Below are 22,254 nucleotides of genomic sequence, written 5' to 3'. Positions count from 1 at the left end.
TTTGAGGCGCCGTACGCCTGTCGTGCGCCCGCCGCGTGCGCTGTGCCGGGCGTGTGCGGCGGGTGGGTCGGGAGCGCGGGCGCCGGGCGCGGGGGACTTCGTGTGCGTCGCGTCTCGCCGTGAGCCTTCTCTCACAAGGGGTAAAGCGGAGCAAGACCTATCAAAGCGGTCATTTGTTCTAGGGGTGTTGTCGGGTCGGCGTGTATGTTCCGGGGCCGAGAGCCATGGAAGGGACCGATCCGGTGAACAAGAAGCTCGCGGCCGCGCTGTCCGGCGGTGCGGTACTCGCAATGGCGTTGACGGCATGCAGCAGCGGCGAGAAGGACAACAAGGAGCTCGACGCCTGGGCCGCGAAGGTCTGCACGAGCGTGCCCGCGCAGCAGGCGAAGATCGAGGCCGCGTTCGACGCGCTGGCCAAAGCCGCCAAGGACGGACCGCCCGCAGAGCTCCAGAAGACCGACTCCCAGGCCTTCCAGGACCTGTCCGACGGCTTCAAGGCACGCGCGACCACCATCAACAACGCCGGCGCGCCCCCCGGCGTCGAGGACGGCAAGACGAAGCAGCAGGACGCCGTCAACAAGCTCACCGTCCTGTCCGCCTCCTACGCCGACCTGAAGAAGCAGGTCGACGCGCTCGACACCAAGAACCAGTCGAAGTTCGCCGCCGGACTGGACGCCGTCTCCGAACGGATGAAGGACGTGTCGGTGCAGTACAAGAGCGCCGTGACCGCCCTGCAGAAGCTGGAGGAGGGCGACGTCAAGCAGGCCGTGGCCAAGCAGCCCGGCTGCAAGAAGGCCGTCTCGTCGCCGTCGGCCACCACGGGCTGAGCCGTCCCGCGCGGGACACAATGGGGTGCGTGAGTGAGACCACCTCGTTCCCCCTGCCCACCGCCGACCCCGACACCGCCGCCCGGCTGCGGGACGCCCTGCTCGCGGCGTCCTTCACCGCCGACGGCCTGCTCGACCTGCTCGGCGCCCCCGCGTACGCCGCGCTCGCCCGCAGCGAGACCGTACCCGCGCTGCGGGCGACCCGCGGGGACACCCCCCTGGAGACGCTCGTACGGCTGTTCCTGCTTCAGCAGCCGGTGCCGTACGCGCGCGTGGCGGACGTGCTGCCCGCCGACGCCTGCCTGGAAGCGGGCTGGCTGAGGCGCACCGGGGGCGACGAGGTCGCCGCCACCGTGGACGTACGGCCGTACGGCGGACCCGGCGGCGAGGACTGGTTCATCGTCTCCGACCTCGGCTGCGCCGTCGGCGGGGCGGGCGGCATCGGCAACCGTGACGAGGGCGTCGTCCTCGGTGTCGGCGGCGCCTCCACCACCCTGGCCGGCATCACCGTCCGCACGCCCGTCCCCTCCGCCCTGGACCTCGGCACCGGCTCCGGCATCCAGGCGCTGCACGCCGCGCTGCACGCCACCCGCGTCACCGCCACCGACCTCAACCCGCGCGCCCTGCACATCACCGCCCTCACCCTCGCCCTGTCCGGCGCGCCGGCCGCGGATCTGCGGCAGGGCTCGCTGTTCGAACCGGTCCGGGACGGGGAGACGTTCGACCTGATCGTGTCCAACCCGCCGTTCGTGATCTCGCCCGGCGCCCGGCTGACGTACCGGGACGGCGGCATGGGCGGGGACGATCTGTGCCGCTCGCTCGTTCAAGGAGCGGGGGAACGGCTGAACGAGGGCGGGTTCGCGCAGTTCCTCGCCAACTGGCAGCACGTGGAAGGGGAGGACTGGCAGGACAGACTCAGGTCATGGGTGCCGCGCGGGTGCGACGCGTGGATCGTCCAGCGCGAGGTGCAGGACATCACGCAGTACGCCGAGCTGTGGCTCAGGGACGCCGGTGACCACCGCATGGACCCGGCGGAGTACCAGGCGCGGTACGACGCCTGGCTGGAGGAGTTCGAAGCCCGCAAGGTCAAGGCGGTCGGCTTTGGCTGGATCACGCTGCGCCGGACCGGGGCCGCCGAGCCGACGGTGACCGTCGAGGAGTGGCCGCACCCCGTCGAGCAGCCGCTCGGCGACACCATCCGCGCCCACTTCGACCGCCTGGACTACCTCCGCTCGCACGACGACGCGGCCCTGCTCGAAGCCCACTTCAAGCTGGCGCCCGAGGTCGTGCAGGAGCAGGTCGGGCTGCCGGGCGCCGAGGACCCCGAGCACGTCGTGCTGCGCCAGCACCGCGGCATGCGTCGCGCCACCAAGGTCGACACCGTCGGCGCGGGGTTCGCCGGTGTCTGCGACGGCACCCTCAGCGCCGGCCGCATCCTGGACGCGATCGCCCAGCTGATGGGCGAGGACCCGGTCGTCCTGCGCGACCGCACACCGGCACAGATCCGGCTCCTGGTGGAGCAGGGCTTCCTCGATCCGGCGTAGACGGAGGCCGGACTCCTGAGGTACACGGGGCCCCAGGGGCCAGCCGACCCCCCTGGGGTCCCTGGGCTCCCTGGGCCCCCTGGGCTCCCTGGGGTCCTTGGGGTCCTTGGGGTCCTTGGGCCCCCTGGGGGGTCCCTGGGCTCCCGGTGTCTCGCCTGGCGGCACGGCCAGGACGGGCACATGGCGTGATCCGACGATTTCGCGCCGTGTTCGATGTCCGGGGCGACGTATTTCTTCTCGCTCCTCTGCCCGTTTTCTTCGAGACGGTGTCCGATCTGTCCGCGGGCGCTCTCCTCCGGCCCGCGGACGATCACCGCCTGCATGGCGGGACGAACGCCGGCCTGTCGTTCACCGCCGGTTCGCCCGCGCGTCTCCCGCGCGTGCCGCGCTCCCCGCGACGGGGCACTCGGGAAGGCGGAAGAGGGGCGCGGAGGAGCCATGGACAGCGGACCGGCGATCTTCACGGGCCTGGTGTTCGGCCTGTTCGGGACGGTTCTGCTCACCTGGACGGCGCTCCGGGTACGGCGCGGCGAGCCGGTGGCCCTCGGTGTGAACCGGATCGCATCGGCGGCCCTCCCCGCTGTCGTCGCGGCGGCGGCGCTCGCCGTCGCCGTGTGGTGCGCGACGCGCCTGTGACCATGGTCGGCTGCGGCGCGGTTGGCCCTGCCCGGCGGCAAGTGAGAGATCACGCTCCGGACCGGCGCGCCCGGTTCGCGGGGCGGTCCGGGCGGCAGGAATGGTGGTAGTCGGGTTACCGTTCGAGTGGCCGTTGCGGGCTTTTCCCGTTTGACACGGGGGCGGGATGTACCGTCACACTCCGCAGCGTCACCACCGTCCGACCCCGGGACCAAGGCCTGGGGAGGCCCCAGCGTCGACCGGAGAGAAGAGCGAAGTTGTCCCCGACCAGCGAGACCGCGAAGGGCGGCCGCCGACTCGTCATCGTCGAGTCGCCTGCCAAGGCGAAGACGATCAAGGGCTATCTCGGCCCCGGATACGTTGTCGAGGCGAGCGTCGGGCACATCCGCGACCTCCCCAACGGCGCCGCCGAGGTGCCGGAGAAGTACACCGGCGAGGTCCGGCGGCTCGGCGTGGACGTCGAACACGACTTCCAGCCGATCTACGTGGTGAACGCGGACAAGAAAGCGCAGGTCAAGAAGCTCAAGGACCTGCTGAAGGACTCCGACGAGCTGTATCTCGCCACTGACGAGGACCGCGAGGGCGAGGCCATCGCCTGGCACCTTCAGGAGGTGCTCAAGCCCAAGGTCCCCGTCAAGCGGATGGTGTTCCACGAGATCACCAAGTCGGCGATCCAGGCCGCCGTCGCCAACCCGCGCCAGCTCAACCAGCGCCTCGTCGACGCCCAGGAGACCCGCCGCATCCTCGACCGCCTCTACGGCTACGAGGTGTCGCCGGTCCTGTGGAAGAAGGTCATGCCGAAGCTGTCGGCGGGCCGCGTCCAGTCCGTCGCGACACGACTCGTCGTCGAGCGGGAACGTGAGCGCATCGCGTTTCGTTCAGCTGAGTACTGGGACCTCACGGGCACCTTCGCGACCGGCCGCGCAGGAGACCCGTCCGACCCGTCGTCGCTGGTCGCCCGCCTGCAGACCGTCGACGGCCGGCGGATCGCGCAGGGCCGCGACTTCGACTCCCAGGGACAACTCAAGAGCGCGAACACCCTCCACCTCGACGAGGCGAACGCCCGCGCCCTCGCCGCCGCCCTGGAGAACACGCAGTTCTCGGTCCGGTCCGTCGAGTCCAAGCCGTACCGCCGCTCGCCGTACGCCCCGTTCCGTACGACGACGTTGCAGCAGGAGGCCAGCCGCAAGCTCGGCTTCGGCGCGAAGGCCACCATGCAGATCGCGCAGAAGCTGTACGAGAACGGCTACATCACGTACATGCGTACGGACTCCACGACGCTGAGCGACACGGCCGTGGCCGCCGCCCGCGCCCAGGTCACGCAGCTGTACGGCGCCGAGTACCTGCCGGACGCCCCGCGCACCTACGCCGCCAAGGTGAAGAACGCGCAGGAGGCGCACGAGGCGATCCGTCCCTCCGGCGACCGCTTCCGCACGCCCGCGGAGACCGGCCTGACCGGCGACCAGTTCAAGCTGTACGAGCTGATCTGGAAGCGGACCGTCGCCTCCCAGATGAAGGACGCCACCGGCAACTCCGTCACCGTCAAGATCGGCGGTACGGCCGCCGACGGCCGGGACGTCGAGTTCAGCGCCTCCGGCAAGACGATCACCTTCCACGGCTTCCTCAAGGCCTACGTCGAGGGCGCCGACGACCCGAACGCCGAGCTGGACGACCGCGAGCGCCGCCTGCCGCAGGTCGGCGAGGGCGACCGGCTCTCCGCCGAGGAGATCACGGTCGACGGGCACGCCACCAAGCCCCCGGCCCGCTACACCGAGGCCAGCCTCGTCAAGGAGCTCGAAGAGCGCGAGATCGGCCGCCCGTCGACGTACGCGTCGATCATCGGCACGATCCTCGACCGCGGCTATGTGTTCAAGAAGGGCACGGCCCTCGTGCCGTCCTTCCTGTCCTTCGCCGTGGTCAACCTCCTGGAGAAGCACTTCGGGCGGCTCGTCGACTACGACTTCACCGCCAAGATGGAGGACGACCTCGACCGCATCGCCCGCGGCGAGGCCCAGGCCGTGCCGTGGCTGAAGCGGTTCTACTTCGGCGAAGGCGGCCACGGCACCGCCGCGGACGCCGGCAACGGCGACGGCGACCACCTCGGCGGCCTCAAGGAACTGGTGACCGACCTCGGCGCGATCGACGCCCGCGAGGTGTCCTCGTTCCCCGTCGGCAACGGCATCGTGCTCCGCGTCGGCCGCTTCGGCCCGTACGTCGAGCGCGGCGAGAAGGACACCGAGGAGCACCAGCGCGCCGACGTCCCCGCCGACCTGGCGCCGGACGAGCTGACCGTCGAGCTGGCCGAGGAACTGCTGGCCAACGGCAGCGGGGAGCGCCTGCTCGGCACCGACCCCGAGCCGCCGCACCACCCGATCGTCGCCAAGGCCGGCCGCTACGGCCCCTACGTCACCGAGGTGCTGCCCGAGGGCACCCCGAAGACCGGCAAGAACGCCGTGAAGCCGCGGACGGCCTCACTGTTCAAGTCGATGTCCCTGGACACGGTCACTCTGGAGGACGCCCTCAAGCTGATGTCGCTGCCGCGCGTCGTCGGCACCGACCCCGAGGGCCAGGAGATCACCGCGCAGAACGGCCGCTACGGGCCGTATCTGAAGAAGGGCACCGACTCGCGGTCGTTGCAGTCCGAGGACCAGATCTTCACGATCACCCTCGAAGAGGCCCTGGCCATCTACGCCCAGCCCAAGCAGCGCGGTCGCGCCGCGGCCAAGCCGCCGCTGAAGGAGCTCGGCGAGGACCCGGTCAGCGGCAAGCCGGTCGTCGTCAAGGACGGCCGCTTCGGGCCGTACGTCACCGACGGGGAGACCAACGCGACCCTGCGCTCCGGCGACAGCGTCGAGACGATCACCCCCGAGCGCGGCTTCGAGCTGCTCGCCGAGAAGCGGGCGAAGGGCCCGGCGAAGAAGACCGCGAAGAAGGCGGCGGCGAAGAAGACCGCCGCCAAGAAGACGACCACGGCGAAGAAGACCGCGACGAAGAAGACGACCACGGCGGCGAAGAAGACCACCGCCAAGACGGCCGCGAAGAAGACGGCTGCGAAGAAGGCCACGGCGGCCTCGCAGACCGCCGAGGACTGAGCAGGGCCGACCGCGCCACAGGCCGACCGCGCCACAGGCCGACCGCGCCACCGGCCGAGCGCGCCGCAGCGCGGACCGGCCGCGGCTCGGCGGGGCCGGACTCGCCGGGGGTCGGCCTCGCTCCGGGCCGGACTTGCTGCGGGTCGGTCTCGCTGGGGGTCGGTCTCGCTTCGGGCCGGACTTGCTGGGGGTCGGTCTCGCTGGGGGTCGGTCTCGCTTCGGGCCGGTCGCCGCTGCGGGTCGGTCTCGCCGCGGAGGTCGGCCGGCCCCTGCCCGGCGCCCGCTCCACGGTACCGGTGCGAACCTTTCGCAGCCCCTGTCCGAGCCCCCGCCGGGGGCCGGACAGCAGCTGTCCCCGCTGGTGGTGACGCTCCGCTCGTCACCCCGACCGCACCCCGGCCCATTCGCGAAACGAACGGCCCGCTGCACGACCCCCGCCCGGGCGCGTGGGTGTTCGGGCGCACCGCTCGGGGTGTCGGTACCTCCCGATAGGCTGATTGCATGACCCGAGCCGAGCAGCCAACGGCCCCCCACCCGGCACCGGACGACGCCCTCGTGGCCGACTCCCGCGAGCGCGCCGTCCGCGCTCTGCTGCGCCATCCGCAGCTCAGGCGGCTGTGGAGCGCCCAGCTGGTGAGCGGAGTGGGCGACACCCTCGCGCTGCTTGTGCTGGTCGTCCTCTCCCTCCAGGCGGCCTTCCTCCAGGGCTCCTTCGGCGGCGGCTACCGCGGCCTGGCGTTCGCAGTGGCGATCGTCTTCGCGGTGCGCATCCTGGCCACCCTCCTGTTCGGAGCGGTCCTCCTCGGCCCGCTCACCGCGCTGACCTCCCAGGACGGCCCGCTCGACCGCCGCTGGACCATGGTCGGCGCCGACGGCCTGCGCGCCGCGCTGCTCATCGTCGCGCCCCTGTGGATCGACTGGACGCCGGACAGCGCCGTCGCCGTCCTGCTCGTCACCGTCTTCCTGACCGCCGTGGCCGAGCGCTTCTGGACGGTGTGCCGGGAGAGCGCGGCCCCCGCGCTGCTGCCCGCCCCGCCGCCCGAGGGCGCGTCGGTGCGACCGCTGCCCGACCACATCGGCACCCTGCGCCGCCTCACCCTGCGCACCGGTTTCGTCGCCGTACCGCTCGCCGCCGCCGCGCTCGTCGCCGCCGGACTGCTGAACAACCTGCTCGGCACCGGCATCGACTGGTTCGACCAGCACCAGGCCGCCCTCGGCTCGTACGTGGCGGCGGGACTGTTCGCCGCGTCCCTGTCCGTGCTGACCTTCCTGGAGCTGCCCGGCACCCGCACCCCGCGCGCCCGCTCCCCGCTGGAGGGGCTGCGCCGCCCGAAGACCGCCGCCGGCGTCGACCGGGGCCGCACCGGCGCGATCCCGCTGCTGGTGCTCGCCTGCGCCGCCGTGGCAGGCGCGGTCGCCGCGACCGTCGGCGTGGCCGTGCTGCACGCCGTGGACCTCGGCGGCGGCCCGGTGCTGTACGGCCTGCTGGTGCTCGCCGTCACCGGCGGGGTCGTCGTCGGTATCCGCACGGCGCCCTCGATCGTCCCCGCGCTGTCCCGCCGCCGCATGCTGGCCCTCGCGACCGCCCTCACCGGCGTCGCCCTGCTCGCCGCCGGCCTCGTCCCCGACGTCACCAGCGTGCTGCTGATCTATGCGCTGGCCGGTGTCGGCGCGGGCGTGGCCGCCAACACCGGGCACACCCTGCTCGACCAGGAGACCGAGGACCACCGCCGGGCCCGCGTCACCGAGCACCTGCACGCCGTCGTACGGGTCCTCGTCGCGCTCGGCACGGTCATCGCGCCGCTCGTCGCCGCGCTCATCGGGCCGCACCGGCTGGAGAGCGGCAAGTTCGTCTTCGCGCACGGTGGTGCCGCGTTCACGCTGATGCTCGTCGGCGCGCTGCTGCTGCCCGTCGCCGCGCTGGTGCTGGCCAAGGTCGACGACCGGTCCGGCGTGCCCCTGCGGCACGACCTGCGTGACGCGCTGCTCGGCGGCGACGACCCCGTACAGGCGCCCGCGGGCACCGGCTTCTTCATCGCTCTGGAGGGCGGCGACGGCGCCGGCAAGTCCACCCAGGCCGAGGCGCTCGCGGAGTGGATCCGCGGCAAGGGACACGAGGTCGTCCTCACCCGCGAACCGGGCGCCACCCCGGTCGGCAAGCGGCTGCGGTCGATCCTGCTGGACGTGTCGTCGGCGGGCCTGTCGCACCGCGCGGAGGCGCTGCTGTACGCCGCCGACCGCGCCGAGCACGTCGACACCGTCGTACGGCCCGCCCTCGCGCGCGGTGCCGTCGTGATCTCCGACCGGTACATCGACTCCTCCGTCGCCTACCAGGGCGCCGGCCGTGACCTGTCGCCGACGGAGATCGCCCGGATCAACCGCTGGGCGACCGACGGGCTCGTACCCGACCTGACCGTGCTGCTTGACGTGGCGCCCGAGCAGGCGCGCGAGCGGTTCACCGAGGCGCCGGACCGGCTGGAGTCGGAGCCGGCGGAGTTCCACGCGCGCGTGCGTTCCGGGTTCCTCACGCTCGCGGCCTCCGACCCCGGGCGCTACCTGGTCGTCGACGCGGGCCAGGAGCCCGAGGCCGTCACCACCGTCATCCGCGCCCGGCTCGACCAGGTGCTGCCGCTGTCCGAGGCCGAGATCCAGGCCCGCGAGGAGGCACGTCGCAAGGCCGAGGAGGAGGCCCGCCGCAAGGCGGAGGAGGAAGCGGCCCGCAAGGCCGAGGAGGAGCGCCTGGAGCGCGAGCGCCAGGAACAGCTGGCCCGGCTGCGCGCCGAGGAGGAAGAGCGCAAGCGGCGCGAGCTGGAGGAGGCGCAGCGCCGCGAGGCGGAACGGCAGGCCGAGGAGGCCCGGCAGCGCGCCGAGGAGGCCCGCCGCCGTGCGGAGGAGGAGCGGCAGCGGCTGCTCGCCGAGGAGAAGGCCCGCGCCGAGGAGGAGGCCCGCCGCAAGGCCGAGGAGGAGCGGCGCCGCCGGCAGGAAGAGGAGGAGGCCCGGCTGCGTGCCGAGGCCGAGGCGCGCCGCCTGGAGAAGCAGCGCACGGCGGAGGAAGCGCTGATCCGTGCCGAGGAGGCCCGGCGGGCCGCAGAGCAGGCCGCGGCGGCGGCCCTGGCAGGCCCCAGGCCGCAGCCTCCGGTGGTGACGCCCGACGCGGCGACGGTGCCGACGCCGGTGGTCACCCCCGAGGACCTCGCCCGCAGGGGCGGCGGTGCGCCCGCCACGACGGGTGGATCGGCGGGGGCCGCCCGGGCCTCGGCGGCATCCGCGCCCGCGTCTCCCGCGTCTCCCGCGTCTCCCGCGGGTCCCTCGGATGCCGAGACGACGGCCGAGCTGCCGCAGCCACCGGCGCCGTCGGGTGAGGCCGGGGCCGACGACGAGACCGCCGTACTGCGGCCGGTGCCGCCCGGGGCGGCCGACGAGACGGCGGTGCTGCCGCCGGTGCCGCAGGGCGCCGCCGACGAGACCGCCGTACTGCCGCCCGTGCGGGAGGAGGACCCCGCCGACCGCGTCCCGCAGGGCTTCTTCCGGGACGAGCCGCACGGCACGGCACCGGGCAGTGGCCCCGACGACGGCGGTACGCGGGAGATGCCGCGGATCGACCCCGACGAGGCGCCCCGCAGGCGGCAGCGGTCCGACTGGGCCGAGGAGACACCGCTGGACGACCTGCCGACGCTGGCGGACGAGTTGCTCGGCCCGTACCGGGACGAGGACGACCACGACGACGACCGGCGTCGGGGGCGCAGACGCTGAGCCTCGGCAGCGGGCCTCGGCCCAGCCCGGAAGCCGGTGCGGGGTGGCCGTCCACGGCCGGTCACCCCGCGTTGTCAGTGCCACCCTCCACAATGGATCCCGCAAGACGCGATGTGTGATCCACGGCGCGGGCGGGCTGTGATGCCCGGCAGGGGACGCAGGCGTCGTGCATTTTCCGGGGGATCCACGGACCGGGACGCGCAGACCGGGACGCGCAGACCGGGATCCGGGATCAGGGATCCGTGATCGTGACCCTGATGTCTGATCCGTATCGCAAGGTGTCGGAGCTGGAAGGACGGCGTGACCCATGACCGTGTGGGACGACCTGGTCGGGCAGGAGCGGGTGAGCGAGCAGCTCGCCGCCGCCGCCCGGGACGCCGACGCGCTGGTCACGGCCGCCGAGACGGACGCCCCGCCGCCCGAGGCGTCGAAGATGACGCACGCCTGGCTGTTCACCGGCCCTCCCGGCGCGGGCCATGTCCAGGCGGCGCGGGCCTTCGCCGCGGCCCTTCAGTGCGTGAGCCCCGACCGCGCGCTCGGGGGTGCCCCCGGCTGCGGCTTCTGCGACGGCTGCCATACGGCGCTGATCGGCACGCACGCCGACGTCACCACCGTCGCCGCGGTCGGCACGCAGATCCTCGCCGAGGACATGCGGGACACGGTCCGCAAGTCCTTCACGTCCCCGGCCAACGGCCGCTGGCAGATCATCCTCGTCGAGGACGCCGAGCGGCTGAACGAGAAGTCCGCCAACGCCGTTCTCAAAGCGGTCGAGGAGCCCGCCCCGCGCACGGTGTGGCTGCTGTGCGCGCCCTCGATCGAGGACGTCCTGCCGACGATCCGCTCCCGCTGCCGTCACCTCAACCTGAGCACACCGTCCGTCGAGGCCGTCGCCGACATGCTCGTACGGCGTGACGGTGTCGAGCCCGATGCGGCTGCCGCGGCCGCCCGCGCCACCCAGGGCCACGTCGACCGTGCGCGCCGGCTCGCCACCGACCCCGCAGCCCGGCAGCGCCGCGCCGCCGTGCTCAAACTGCCGCTGCGCCTCGACGACGTGGGCGGCTGCCTCAAGGCCGCCCAGGAGCTGGTGGACGCGGCGGCGGAGGACGCCAAGGCGCTGGCGGAGGAGCTGGACGCCAAGGAGACCGAGGAGCTGAAGGCGGCGCTCGGCGCGGCGCAGGGCGGCAGGCTGCCCCGGGGCACCGCGGGAGTGATGAAGGACCTGGAGGACAAGCAGAAGCGGCGGCGTACGCGCACCCAGCGCGACAGCCTCGACCTGGCGCTGACCGACCTCACCTCCTTCTACCGGGACGTGCTCGCCCTCCAGCTCGGCTCCCGGGTCGCCATCGCCAACGCGGACGCCGAGGACGCGCTGGAGCGCATCGCCCGCTCCAGCAGACCCGAGGCGACTCTGCGCCGTATCGAGGCGATCGCCGCGTGCCGGGAGGCCCTCGACCGCAATGTGGCGCCGCTGCTGGCGGTGGAGGCGATGACGATGGCGCTGAGAGCGGGCTGACCCCGGGCCCTGCCCTGCGGGGCGGGGGAGCGGGCTGACCCTCGGCCCTGCCCTCCGGGGCGGGGGCGCGGGCCGACCCCGCCCCTGCCCTGCGGGGCACCGTCCAGGGTGACGCCCCCACCCGCGTTGACGGCATCCCCCGAACGAAGCGCATCGCACACGCAGCGCCACGGTCACGTCGCGCAGGGTTACGCTCACGGAATGCACTCAAGGCGTCCCGACCGCACAACCCGCACCGTCTTCCCGTCCGGCCCGGGCGGCGCCGCGTGCCGCGGCGCGCGTGCCGCGGCGGCACTCCTGGCCGCCGCCCTCCTCGTCTCCGCCTGCTCGGCCGATGACGCCGACGGCTCCACCGCGTCCACGGCGGCCCGCGCGGCGACGACACTCGACGCGCTGCCCGCGGCGACGCCGAGCGCGCTGGCGGCGTACTACGGGCAGCGGCCGGCCTGGCGCAGCTGCGGTGTGCCCGGTTTCGAGTGCGCCACGCTGAAGGCGCCGCTCGACTACGCGAAGCCGTCCGCGGGGGACGTACGGCTCGCCGTGGCCCGCAAGAAGGCCACCGGCCCCGGAAAGCGGCTCGGCTCCCTGCTGGTCAACCCCGGCGGCCCGGGCGGCTCGGCGATCGGCTACCTCCAGCAGTACGCGGCGCTCGGCTACCCCGCGGAGGTCCGCGCCCAGTACGACATGGTGGCGGTCGACCCGCGTGGCGTCGCCCGCAGCGAGCCGGTGGACTGCCTGAACGGGCCCGAGATGGACGCGTACACGCAGACGGACATCACGCCCGACGACGCGCGGGAGGAGGATCTGCTGGCCGGCGCGCAGAAGAAGTTCGCGGAGGGCTGCGGCGCGGACTCCCCGCAGCTGCTGCGGCACGTCTCCACCGTGGAGGCGGCACGGGACATGGACATCGTGCGGGCGGCGCTGGGCGACCGGAAACTGACATACGTCGGGGCGTCGTACGGCACCTTCCTCGGGGCGACGTACGCGGGACTGTTCCCGGAGCGGGTGGGCCGGCTGGTGCTGGACGGCGCCATGGACCCGTCGCTGGACGCGCGGCGGATCAACCTGGACCAGACGGCCGGGTTCGAGACGGCGTTCCGGTCGTTCGCACAGGACTGCGTGCGGCACGCCGACTGCCCGCTCGGCACGAAGCCCGACGACGCGGGCCGCAAGCTGCGCGCGTTCTTCGACCGGCTCGACGCCAGGCCGATCCCGGCCGGGGACGCCGACGGCCGCAAGCTCGGCGAAGCCCTCGCCACGACCGGTGTGATCGCCGCGATGTACGACGAAGGGGCGTGGCCGCAGCTGCGATCGGCGCTGACGTCGGCGATGAAGCAGAACGACGGCTCGGGCCTGCTGGCGCTGTCCGACAGCTACTACGAGCGGGACTCCGAGGGCCGCTACAGCAACCTGATGTCCGCCAACGCCGCCGTGAACTGCGTCGACCTCCCGCCCGCCTTCGACGGCCCCGGTGAGGTGACGGAGTCGCTCCCCGCGTTCGAAAAGGCGTCCCCCGTCTTCGGTGAGGGCCTGGCGTGGGCCTCCCTGAACTGCGCGTACTGGCCGGTGCGGGCCACGGGCGCACCGCACCGCATCGAGGCGAAGGGCGCCGCGCCGATCCTGGTCGTCGGCACCACCCGCGACCCGGCCACGCCGTACCGCTGGGCGCAGTCCCTGGCCGGCCAGCTCTCCTCCGGCCACCTGCTCACCTACGACGGCGACGGCCACACCGCCTACGGCCGCGGCAGCGCCTGCATCGACTCCGCGATCAATGCCTACCTGCTGCACGGCACACCCCCGGCCGACGGAAAGCGCTGCTCATAACTGCGCGAGGACCCGGCACCCGGCCCCCGCACGCATCGGCTTCGGCCCGTCCCCCGTCCCCCGCACCGGCCCCACCGGGCCCGGGCCGGGGGGCGGTACGAAGCACCCCCGGAAACTGTGTAGACTTACCGACGTTGCTGATCGCACCATAGGTGTGGACAGCGCGCCGCTTTAGCTCAGATGGCCAGAGCAACGCACTCGTAATGCGTAGGTCTCGGGTTCGAATCCCGAAAGCGGCTCCACTGGGACCCCAGGTCAGAAGCTTCTGATCTGGGGTTTTCTTGTGTGAGGCGGGGGAGGGTCCGCCCGGGGCGGCGGTTGTGGGCGGACCGGCGTCAAGGCGGGCGGGGTGCTTGAGGCAACATCTTGGTGAACGACGGGCGGCGCGCGGCAGGGACGCGTCGCCGGTGCCGGATGGGTTGGTGAGGGACGTGCAGGAGCCGAGGATCGCGGTCGCCGTGGTGACCATGGGCAACCGGCCCGCGGAGGTCGACGCCCTGCTGGAGTCCGTCGCCAAGCAGGACGTGCCGCCCGCCCGCATCGTGATCGTCGGCAACGGCTGCGAGCTGCCCGGATTCGCCGAGCGTCTGTCCCTGCCCGGCGAGGTCACCGTCCTGGAGACCGAGGAGAACCTGGGGTGCCCCGGTGGCCGCAACGTCGCCCTGGCGCGGCTGCGGGAGTACGGCGACACCGACATCGTCGTCGAGCTGGACGACGACGGTCTGCTCGTCGACGCCGATGTGCTGCGCCGCGTACGGGATCACTTCGCCGCCGACCCGCGCCTCGGCATCGTCGGTTTCCGTATCGCCGACGAGAACGGCGAGACCCAGCGGCGGCACGTGCCGCGCCCCGGCAACTCCGACCCCATGGAGGGCGGCTATGTCACCGGGTTCCTCGGTGGCGGGCACGCCTTCCGCATGGCGATGCTCGACGAGATCGGTGACTGGCCCGGCGAGTTCTTCTTCGCCCACGAGGAGACCGACCTCGCCTGGCGGGCCGCCGACGCCGGCTGGAAGATCCTCTACGCGCCCGAGCTGCTGTTGCAGCACCCCAAGACCTCGCCCGCCCGGCACGCCATCTACTACCGGGTCAACGCCCGCAACCGCGTCTGGCTGGTCCGGCGCCGGCTGCCGCTGCCGCTGATCCCCGTCCACCTGGGCATCTGGATCGCCGTCACGCTGCTGCGCGTCCGGTCGCTCGGCGGGCTGCGCGCCTGGTTCGGCGGGTTCATGGAGGGGGTGCGCGAACCGGCCGGTGAGCGCCGGCCCATGCGCTGGCGCACGGTGTGGCGGCTCACGCGCCTGGGGCGTCCGCCGGTGCTCTGAAGCGTCGGCTTCGACAGACGCGCCCGACACGGGACAGGGGCTCCGGTCGTTCACCTCATCGACCGGAGCCCCTGACACGTCACCCGGATACGGCCACGGCGGCGACACTCCCCCGAGCAACGCGATCGACGCGCGCACCGTCGGGGCCGAACCCGGTGTAATGATCACATCAGGGCGCGCCAACAGACGGCTAACATATGGCCAACAGTTCTGGGTGGCAGACGTCCGCCGGAACGGCGGGGGACCGCCGGGCGGCGCGATCCGGCGCGCAAAAGCGCGGGAAGGCAGTGGCGGCGTGAAGCGATACGCGCTGCGCTTCGGCCTTCTGGGGCCGCCCGTCCTCTTCGTACCGCCGGAGCCGGGCGGGACACCGGCGCCGTTGCAGGGTTCTGCCCACGGCGACGGCATCCATGCCGATCCCGGCACCAATTCCCCGACCGGCACGGGCACGCCCGTCACCAAAGGCACCGGCACGGGCACGCCCGTCACCAAAGGCACCGGCACGGGCACGCCCGTCACCAAAGGCACCGGCACTCCCGTCGCCCGCCCCGTCGGCAGTCCCAAACTGCGCGCGCTGCTCGCCGCCCTGCTGCTGGAGGCCGGGCGGGTCGTCTCCGTCGACGCGCTCAAAGAGGCTCTGTGGGGCTCCTTCCCGCCCGCCACCGCCCGGGCCTCCCTGCACAACCACGTCACCCGGCTGCGCCGCCTCCTCGACGATCCCGACCGGCTGCGCACGGTGCCGCCCGGCTATCTGCTGCGCGTCGACCCCGGTGAACTGGACATCCGTGCCTTCGAACGCCACCTCGCCGCCGCACGCAGCGCCCACGCCGAGCGCGCCTGGGACCGGGTCCTGCAAGAGAGCACCGAGGGCCTCGCGCTGTGGCGCGGCGCCCCGGGGAGCGGGCTGCCGTACGGCCTCGTCAGCCACTCCCTCGTCGAGCGGCTGGAGGAGATACGGCTGCTGCTGCTCGAACTCCGTTACGACGCCGAGCTGGCCCGAGGCGGGGACCGGCTGGACGCCCTCGTGCCCGAGCTGGCCGCACTCGCCGCCGAGCATCCGCTGCGGGAGGCCTGCCACCGCCAGCTGATGCTCGCCCTGCACCGCACCGGACGCAGCGCCGAGGCCCTCGCCGTCCACCGCGATCTGCGCGCCCGCCTGCTGGACGAACTGGGCGTCGAACCGGGGCCCGCGGTGCGGGTGGCCCACCTCGAGGTGCTGCGGGGGCCGGGGGAGTCCGGAGAGCAACGGTCCGCCGGTGAGGGCGGCGGTCGGGGTGTCGAGGGCGGTGAGAACAGCCCCGGCAGCACCGCCCGGCCCGGCGACACCGGCGGCCTCCCCGGCACACCGGGCGTCGGCCGGCCGCTCGCGGTCATGAAGGGCGGCTGGCTTCCCCGGCCTGCGCAACTGCCTCCCGCCCCCGCCCACTTCACCGGCCGCCGTGCCGTCCTGGCCGAGCTGCGCTCCGCGCTGACCGGCGGCACCGGTGCCGTCACCGTCGTGACCGGCACCGCGGGCGTCGGCAAGAGCGCCGTCGCCCTGTACCTCGCCCATCAGCTGAAGGAACGTTTCCCCGACGGTCAGCTCTACGTTCACCTGCACGGCGCCACCCCCGGCATGGCCCCCGTCGCCCCGGGCCAGGCGCTCGCCTCGCTGCTGCGGGACGTCGGCGCCGACCCGCGCCGCATCCCCGAACACCCGGACGCGGCAGCGGCGTTGCTCCGGTCCCTGCTCGCACCCACCCGCACCCTGCTCGTACTGGACGACGCGGCGAGCGCCGCGCAGGTACGCCCGCTGCTCCCGGCCGGGCCGGGCTGCGCGGTCGTCATCACCAGCCGTTCGCCGCTGACCGCCCTCGACGGCGCCCGTCGCGTACCGCTCGCTCCGCTCTCCGCGCAGGACAGCGCCGCCCTGCTGCGGGCCGTGTCCGGGCGGGACGGACTGGACGCCGACCATCCGCTCGTCGACCTGTCCGGTCGGCTGCCGCTCGCGCTCCGCGTGCTCGGCGCCCGGCTGGCCGCGCGCCGCGCGCTCACCCCCGAGGTGCTCGCCGACCAACTGGCGGCGACGGAGAGCAGGTTGCCGCATCTGGAGTACGACGACCTGAGCGTCCGCCGCTCCCTGGCCGTCGCCCATGACGCGCTGGCCCGCGGGCAGCGGGAGGCCGACCGGGACGCGGCCGTCGCCCTGCGCCACATCGGCGCGCTCGACCTGCCCTCGTACGGCGCGACCCTGGTGGCGCACCTGATCGGCGCCGACGAGCGCCGGGCCGAGGCCGCACTCGACCGGCTCGTCGATGTCGCGCTCCTGGAGGAGACGGCGTACGGCCGCTACGCCCCCCACGACCTCGTACGCGACTGCGCCCGCGAACTGGCCGCCACCGGCGGTGACGACACGGCGACGAGCCACGCCACGGGTCCCGACGCCCTCGGCGGTGATCCCCGCGTTCCGGCCCCCGACCCTCTCGGGAGAGGCGGACGCACCACCGACACCGGCCCCGACGGCACCCCTGCCGCCGGTCCCGAGGCCGTTTCGGGTGGCACCCCCGCCTCCGGTTTCGAGCCCGTTTCGGGTGGCGCTTCCGCCGCTGGTCCCGAGCCCGTTTCGGGCGGCACCCCAGCCACCGCCACCGAGTCCACGAGGGGCTGCGCCCTCTCCTCCGCGCCCGCCGCGCCCGTCGCCCCCGCCTCCCTCTCCGCGCTCGACTGGTACGCCGCCGTCGCCGAGCGTGTGCTGGAGGCGGTCGTCGAGCGGCGGCGTGATGTGGAGGACCGGCGTGAGCCGACCGCCGCCCAACCGACGGGGCACGCCGCACGCGTGGCGGCCGTACCGCCGTTCGACGATGCGGCGGCGGCGTTCGCCTGGGCCGACGCCGAGTCGGAGAACATCGTGGCGCTCGTGGAGCGGGCCACGGACGCGCCCGGCAACGCCACAGACGCCCCGGTCGCCACCCTCCTGCGCCTCCTCTTCCCCTGCCTGCGGCGGGGCGGCCGGGTCGCCGAGATGGAGGTGCTCGGCCGGGCCGCGCTCTGCGCGGCACGCCGGCTGAACGACCCGCCGGCCGAGGCGCACGCTCTCGTCGATGTCGCGGGCGTGCGCTTCCTCACCGGCCGGCTCGGTGAGGCCCTGGCCCTCAACGACCGCGCCCTGCGCATCTGGCGCCGCCTCGGCCACGTCTCCCACGTGCAGCGCTGCCTCAACAACCGCGGCCTGCTCCTCGAAGGCCTCGGCCGGTACGCCGAGTCGGGGGAGGCGCTGCTCCAGAGCCTCGCCCACGCGCGAAAGCTGGGCGACCTCCACGGCGAGGCCGTCACCCGCAGCCACCTCGGCAACCTGTACGAGCACACCGACCCGCGCGCCGCGATCGAGCAGCACCGGCGCTCCCTCGCCCTCGGGGACGCCGTCGGCGATGTGATCGTGCAGCACACCGCGCACTGCAACATCGGCCACGCGCACCTGTCCCTCGGTGAACCGGCCGCCGCCCTGCCGCACTTCGAGGAGAGCCTGCGCATCCTCGGCGCTCACGGCGACTGGCACGGGGAGTCACAGACCCGGCTCGGCCTGGTCCGCGCCCTGCGCCTGCTCGGCCGCACCGAGCGGGCCGGCCGCGAGTGCACCGACCTGCTGGAGCGGGCCGCCGCCCGCGCCGACTGCTACACCGGCGCTCTCACCCGGCACGAGCAGGGCCTGCTGCTGCACGAACAGGGGCGTACGGCGGAGGCGCGCACCGCGTGGCGCTCCGCTCTCGCCGCGCTGGACGGCACGGACGAGAAGGGCGTCGCCGACGAGTTGCGGGCCCTGCTCGACGGCGCTCCCGTCGGCTGATCCCGTACCGGCGTCATGGCCGCCACGAGCCTTGACGCCGGGTCACTTGGCGTCGGCGTAGCACTCCACGACCGCCGTCGTGAACGGGAACCGCACCGGCGTCTCGCCGAACGTCAGCCGTCCCGCCAGCTCCGCCGCCTCCCGGATCGCCGCCACCACGGTGTCCGCCTCCTCGGCCGGGCAGTGCACGATCACCTCGTCGTGCTGGAAGAAGACCAGCTCGGCGGCCATCCGGGCGGTGCGCTGCCGCAGCCCGGCGAGCATCAGCAGCGCCCAGTCGGCGGCGCTGCCCTGCACGACGAAGTTACGGGCGAATCGGCCGCGGGCGCGGGCGTCGGTGGACGCGTACCCGGGCACCCAGGCGGTGTCGCCGTCGTCCTCCCCGCTGCCGGAGGGGTCGGGTATGCCCGCCTCCTCCTCGGTGTCCTCCCGCGTCCGGGCGGGCGGAGGGCAGGTCCGGCCCAGCCAGGTGCGCACCAGCCGCCCTTCCTCTCCGGCGCGCGCGGCCTCGTCGACGTAGGCGACGGCCTTCGGGAAGCGGCGTCTGAGCGCGGCGAGGTTCTTCAGGCCGTCGCCGGAGGTCTGACCGTAGACGGCGCCGAGGACGGCGAGTTTGGCCTGGGCGCGGTCGCCGGAGAAGGCGCGGTCGGACACGGACTGATAGAGATCGGTCTCCCGGCCGGCGACCTCCATCAGGCCGGGGTCGCGGGAGATCGCGGCGAGGACGCGCGGCTCCATCTGGTCGGCGTCGGCGACGACGAGCCGCCAGCCGGGGTCGGCGACGACCGCGCGGCGTATCACCTTCGGGATCTGGAGGGCGCCGCCGCCGTTGGTGACCCAGCGGCCGGTGACCGTGCCGCCCGCGAGGAACTCGGGGCGGAACCGTCCGTCGCGCACCCAGTCCTTGAGCCAGGACCAGCCGTGCGCCACCCAGATGCGGTACAGCTTCTTGTACTCCAGCAGGGGTGCGACGGCCGGGTGGTCGATCGACTGGATCTCCCAGCGGCGCGTCGATCTGACCTTGATCCCGGCCCGGGCGAACGCCTTGACCACATCGGCGGGCAGGTCGGGGCGGACCCGGTGGCCGAATGCGGCCGAGACCTCCTCGGCCAGTTCGGCGAGGCGGCGCGGCTCACCGCCGCCCGGGTAGCGCTCGCCGAGCAGGTCGTGCAGCACCTGGCGGTGGATGTCGGCCCGCCAGGGCAGGCCCGTGTGGTTCAGCTCGGAGGCCACCAGCGTCCCCGCCGACTCGGCGGCCGTCAGCAGCCGCATCCGGTCCGGGTGCTCGGCCCGGTCGTGCCGCCGCTGCTGCTCGGCGTACACCTCGAGCAGGTCGGCGAGCGGCAGACGGTCGCTCATGCCCTGCGGGTCGAAGAGGGAGGACTGGGCGCCCGGTTCGGCCGCGCGCTGGGGTGGATCGGGCGGTACGGGGGTGCCGCGCAGCCGGGCCAGCGAGGCCGCCGCCGAGCGGGGCTCCCCGTACCGCCCCTCGTGGCCCAGGAGGAGCGTCTCGGCGTCCTCGATGTCGTAGCACCGCTCCACTCGCACCCCCGTGGCGAGCAGGCGCGGATACACCTCGGCCGTCGAGCGCCACACCCAGCGGGCGACATGCGGCCGGTCCCGCACCGCCCGCGCCAGGTCGTCCTCCCGGCGCACCGGTCCCGCGGGCAGCCCGTCCGGGCCGAGGGGGGCGATCTCCACGCCACCGTCCTCGGCCGGAGCGAGTGCCCAGCGGTCGGTCATGGTGCGAGTGTGGCAGGAGGGTCTGACAACGGCCCTCCACGCCGGTTCCGGCGCGGGCCCGCCCGTCGGGGCGGGGGGCCGCGGACTCAGGGGCGGTGCGCCGGCCGGGGGCGCCCGCTCCTCGGCCTGGCGTCAGACCTGTCCGTCGTCCGAGGTGGCCTTGATCTTGTCGAGCGTGGTGAGCAGCCATGCCTCCATCGGCGCCTTGGCGATGCCGAGGCCGGACAGGACGCCCTCGCCGTTCTCGAACTCCAGCAGCGCGAGCAGCAGGTGCTCGGTGCCGATGTGGTTGTGGCCGAGGCGCAGGGCCTCGCGGAAGGTGAGTTCGAGGACCTTCTTGGCGTCGGAGCCGTACGGGATCAGGTCCGGCACGTTCTCGGCGGGCGGGGGCAGGGCGGCGCCGGCGGCCTGCCGCACGGAGTCGAGGAGGACGCCCTGCGCGGTGATCGCCTTGGCGGCCGGCGCCTCCGGCTCGGCCAGCAGGCCCAGGACCAGATGCTCGGGGCGGCCCTCGGGGTTGCGGGCGGCGATGGCCTCGTTGTGGGCGGCCATCACCACGTTCCGCGCGCGGACGGTGTACCGGCTGAAGCCCTGGCCGGGGTCCAGGTCGGCCGACTCCTTGGGCACGAACCGCTTCTGGGCGGCCTGCCGGGTGACCCCCATGCTGCGGCCGATGTCGGTCCAGGAGGCGCCGGAGCGGCGCGCCTGGTCGACGAAGTGGCCGATGAGGTGGTCGGCCACATCGCCGAGGTGGTCCGCGGTGATCACGGCGTCCTGCAACTGGTCGAGGGGCTCGTCGTGGACCTTCTTGATGGCCGTGATGAGGTCGTCGAGACGTACGGAGGAGGTGATGTTCGGGTGGGTCGACATCTGTCAACCGTAGGTTGACAAGAGGAGGGCGTCAACCCGAAGTTGACATGTGCCCGGGTGGTCCGGCGGGCGTGGAGCACCGCTGTCGGACCCTCGTGTCACGATCGACGGGTGAGCACCACCGACAGCCCGACGGACACCGTCGACCGAGCCTTCGCGGCCGGCCTGTACGACGCCGGGGACACCGGCCTCGACACCGGCGCATCCCTCCTCGCCGCCGACCCCTCGGCGGACGCGGAAGTCGCGCGGCGCGGCCGGGAGTTCGTCGCGGCTGCCTGGCGGCGCGGCTGGCAGCCCGCCGACGTGGAGCGCATCGTGCGGCGCGAGCTGGCCGACGCCCATGTGCGCCTCGCATCGGCGCTGATCCGGGCCCAGGCGCCCGACGACCGCCCGCGCGGCCGGCGCTGGGCGGCGCAGTTGGAGGCGCTGCCCTCGCAGGAGCCGCCGCGCACGGACCGCTTCACGCACGCCACCACCGTCCTGGAGCTGTACCGGCTGCTGCTGCGACTCCCCACCCTGGAGTCGCTGGAGGAACCACGCCGCCACGCGTCCCCCCGCCGGGACACCGCGGCCGACTCCCGCATGCTCACCCGCATCCGCGCGCTGCTCGCCAAGGCCGAGGCCACGGGATACCCGGAGGAGGCCGAGGCGCTCACCGCCAAGGCGCAGGAGCTGATGGCCCGGCACAGCGTGGACGAGGCGCTGCTCGCCGCGCGCGACGCCGACCCGGACGCGCCCGGCGCCTGCCGCATCGGCGTCGAACCTCCGTACGAGCAGGCCAAAGCGGTGCTGCTGGACGCGGTGGCCCGCGCCAACCACTGCCGCGCGGTGTGGAACGAACCGCTCGCCTTCTCCACGGTCGTCGGCTACGAGGCGGACCTGGAGGCCGTCGAGCTGCTGTACACCTCGCTGCTGGTGCAGGCGCAGTCGGCGCTGTCCAAGGCGGAGGCCGCGCAGCGCCGCGGCGGACGCAAACGGACCAAGACCTTCCGGCAGTCGTTCCTCGCCGCCTACGCGCACCGCATCGGCATACGGCTGGTGTCCGCCGCCGAGGAAGCCGTCGCCGAGAGCGAGGCCGGTGCGGAGCTGCTGCCGGTACTCGCCTCCCGTGAGGTGGCCGTCACCGCCGCGGCCGACCGCATGTTCCCGGAGACCGTCTCGACCCGCCTGCGCGGTGTGACCGACGCCGCGGGCTGGGCCGAGGGCGCCCAGGCCGCCGACCGCGCCCAGGTGGCGTCCCGCCGCAGACTGCCCTGACCTGGAGGCGGAGGAGCCTGTCGGTCGACGACCTGTCCGATACGGCG

Annotated in this window: 12 protein-coding genes and 1 tRNA gene; 11 read left to right on the top strand and 2 right to left on the bottom strand. The window is 73.8% G+C overall.

The genetic code is table 11. The features are described from left to right. Positions 1–224: 224 nt before the first annotated feature. The 10 genes from MTQ10_RS02840 (at position 225) to MTQ10_RS02795 (ending at position 18,337) form a co-directional block, all read left to right on the top strand. On the top strand, positions 225–827 hold the full coding sequence (locus MTQ10_RS02840) for a small secreted protein (protein ID WP_247461833.1): 603 nt from the start codon (positions 225–227) through the stop codon (positions 825–827). A gap of 29 nt (positions 828–856) precedes the next feature. Beyond that, positions 857–2,371, top strand: coding sequence for a DUF7059 domain-containing protein (locus tag MTQ10_RS02835; protein WP_441350993.1), 1,515 nt, complete (start codon positions 857–859; stop codon positions 2,369–2,371). Positions 2,372–2,809: 438 nt separating this feature from the next. Beyond that, entirely contained in the window at positions 2,810–3,007 is a 198-nt protein-coding gene (locus MTQ10_RS02830) for a hypothetical protein (protein ID WP_247461829.1), read from the top strand. Positions 3,008–3,264: 257 nt separating this feature from the next. Further along, the gene (topA, locus tag MTQ10_RS02825) at positions 3,265–6,099 is read left to right on the top strand and encodes a type I DNA topoisomerase (protein WP_247461827.1); all 2,835 of its coding nucleotides are present in this window, start codon (positions 3,265–3,267) and stop codon (positions 6,097–6,099) included. A gap of 501 nt (positions 6,100–6,600) precedes the next feature. Next, positions 6,601–9,852 carry a dTMP kinase gene (gene tmk, locus MTQ10_RS02820; RefSeq protein WP_247461825.1) on the top strand — a complete coding sequence of 1,084 codons (3,252 nt, stop codon included), beginning with the start codon at positions 6,601–6,603 and terminating at the stop codon, positions 9,850–9,852. 307 nt (positions 9,853–10,159) lie between these two features. Then, a complete protein-coding gene (locus MTQ10_RS02815; RefSeq protein ID WP_247461823.1) occupies positions 10,160–11,365 on the top strand; it encodes a DNA polymerase III subunit delta' in 1,206 nt (401 codons plus the stop codon). Between the two features lie 201 nt (positions 11,366–11,566). Further along, positions 11,567–13,189: an alpha/beta hydrolase gene (locus MTQ10_RS02810; RefSeq protein ID WP_247461821.1), complete on the top strand. Its 1,623-nt coding sequence runs from the start codon at positions 11,567–11,569 to the stop codon at positions 13,187–13,189. Positions 13,190–13,354: 165 nt separating this feature from the next. Then, positions 13,355–13,431 (top strand) — tRNA-Thr (locus tag MTQ10_RS02805). A gap of 189 nt (positions 13,432–13,620) precedes the next feature. Beyond that, positions 13,621–14,514 carry a glycosyltransferase family 2 protein gene (locus tag MTQ10_RS02800; RefSeq protein WP_247461848.1) on the top strand — a complete coding sequence of 298 codons (894 nt, stop codon included), beginning with the start codon at positions 13,621–13,623 and terminating at the stop codon, positions 14,512–14,514. 295 nt (positions 14,515–14,809) lie between these two features. After that, positions 14,810–18,337: an AfsR/SARP family transcriptional regulator gene (locus tag MTQ10_RS02795; protein ID WP_247461819.1), complete on the top strand. Its 3,528-nt coding sequence runs from the start codon at positions 14,810–14,812 to the stop codon at positions 18,335–18,337. A 42-nt stretch (positions 18,338–18,379) separates the two neighbouring features. Here MTQ10_RS02795 and MTQ10_RS02790 read toward each other — a convergent pair whose 3' ends face one another. Then, positions 18,380–20,080 (bottom strand): bifunctional 3'-5' exonuclease/DNA polymerase, encoded by a 1,701-nt coding sequence (locus MTQ10_RS02790; protein WP_247461816.1) that lies wholly within the window; start codon positions 20,078–20,080, stop codon positions 18,380–18,382. 132 nt (positions 20,081–20,212) lie between these two features. Next, entirely contained in the window at positions 20,213–20,950 is a 738-nt protein-coding gene (locus MTQ10_RS02785; protein ID WP_247461815.1) for a Clp protease N-terminal domain-containing protein, read from the bottom strand. A gap of 111 nt (positions 20,951–21,061) precedes the next feature. Here MTQ10_RS02785 and MTQ10_RS02780 point away from each other — a divergent pair, with 111 nt between their 5' ends. Beyond that, positions 21,062–22,207: a DUF2786 domain-containing protein gene (locus MTQ10_RS02780; protein ID WP_247461812.1), complete on the top strand. Its 1,146-nt coding sequence runs from the start codon at positions 21,062–21,064 to the stop codon at positions 22,205–22,207. Positions 22,208–22,254: the final 47 nt, after the last annotated feature.

This window comes from Streptomyces sp. XM83C (genome assembly GCF_023072675.1).
GTDB classification, from domain to species: domain Bacteria; phylum Actinomycetota; class Actinomycetes; order Streptomycetales; family Streptomycetaceae; genus Streptomyces; species Streptomyces thermocoprophilus.
Note: the sequence above shows the minus strand (reverse complement) of the source record. Positions and strands in the feature narration are given on the sequence as shown.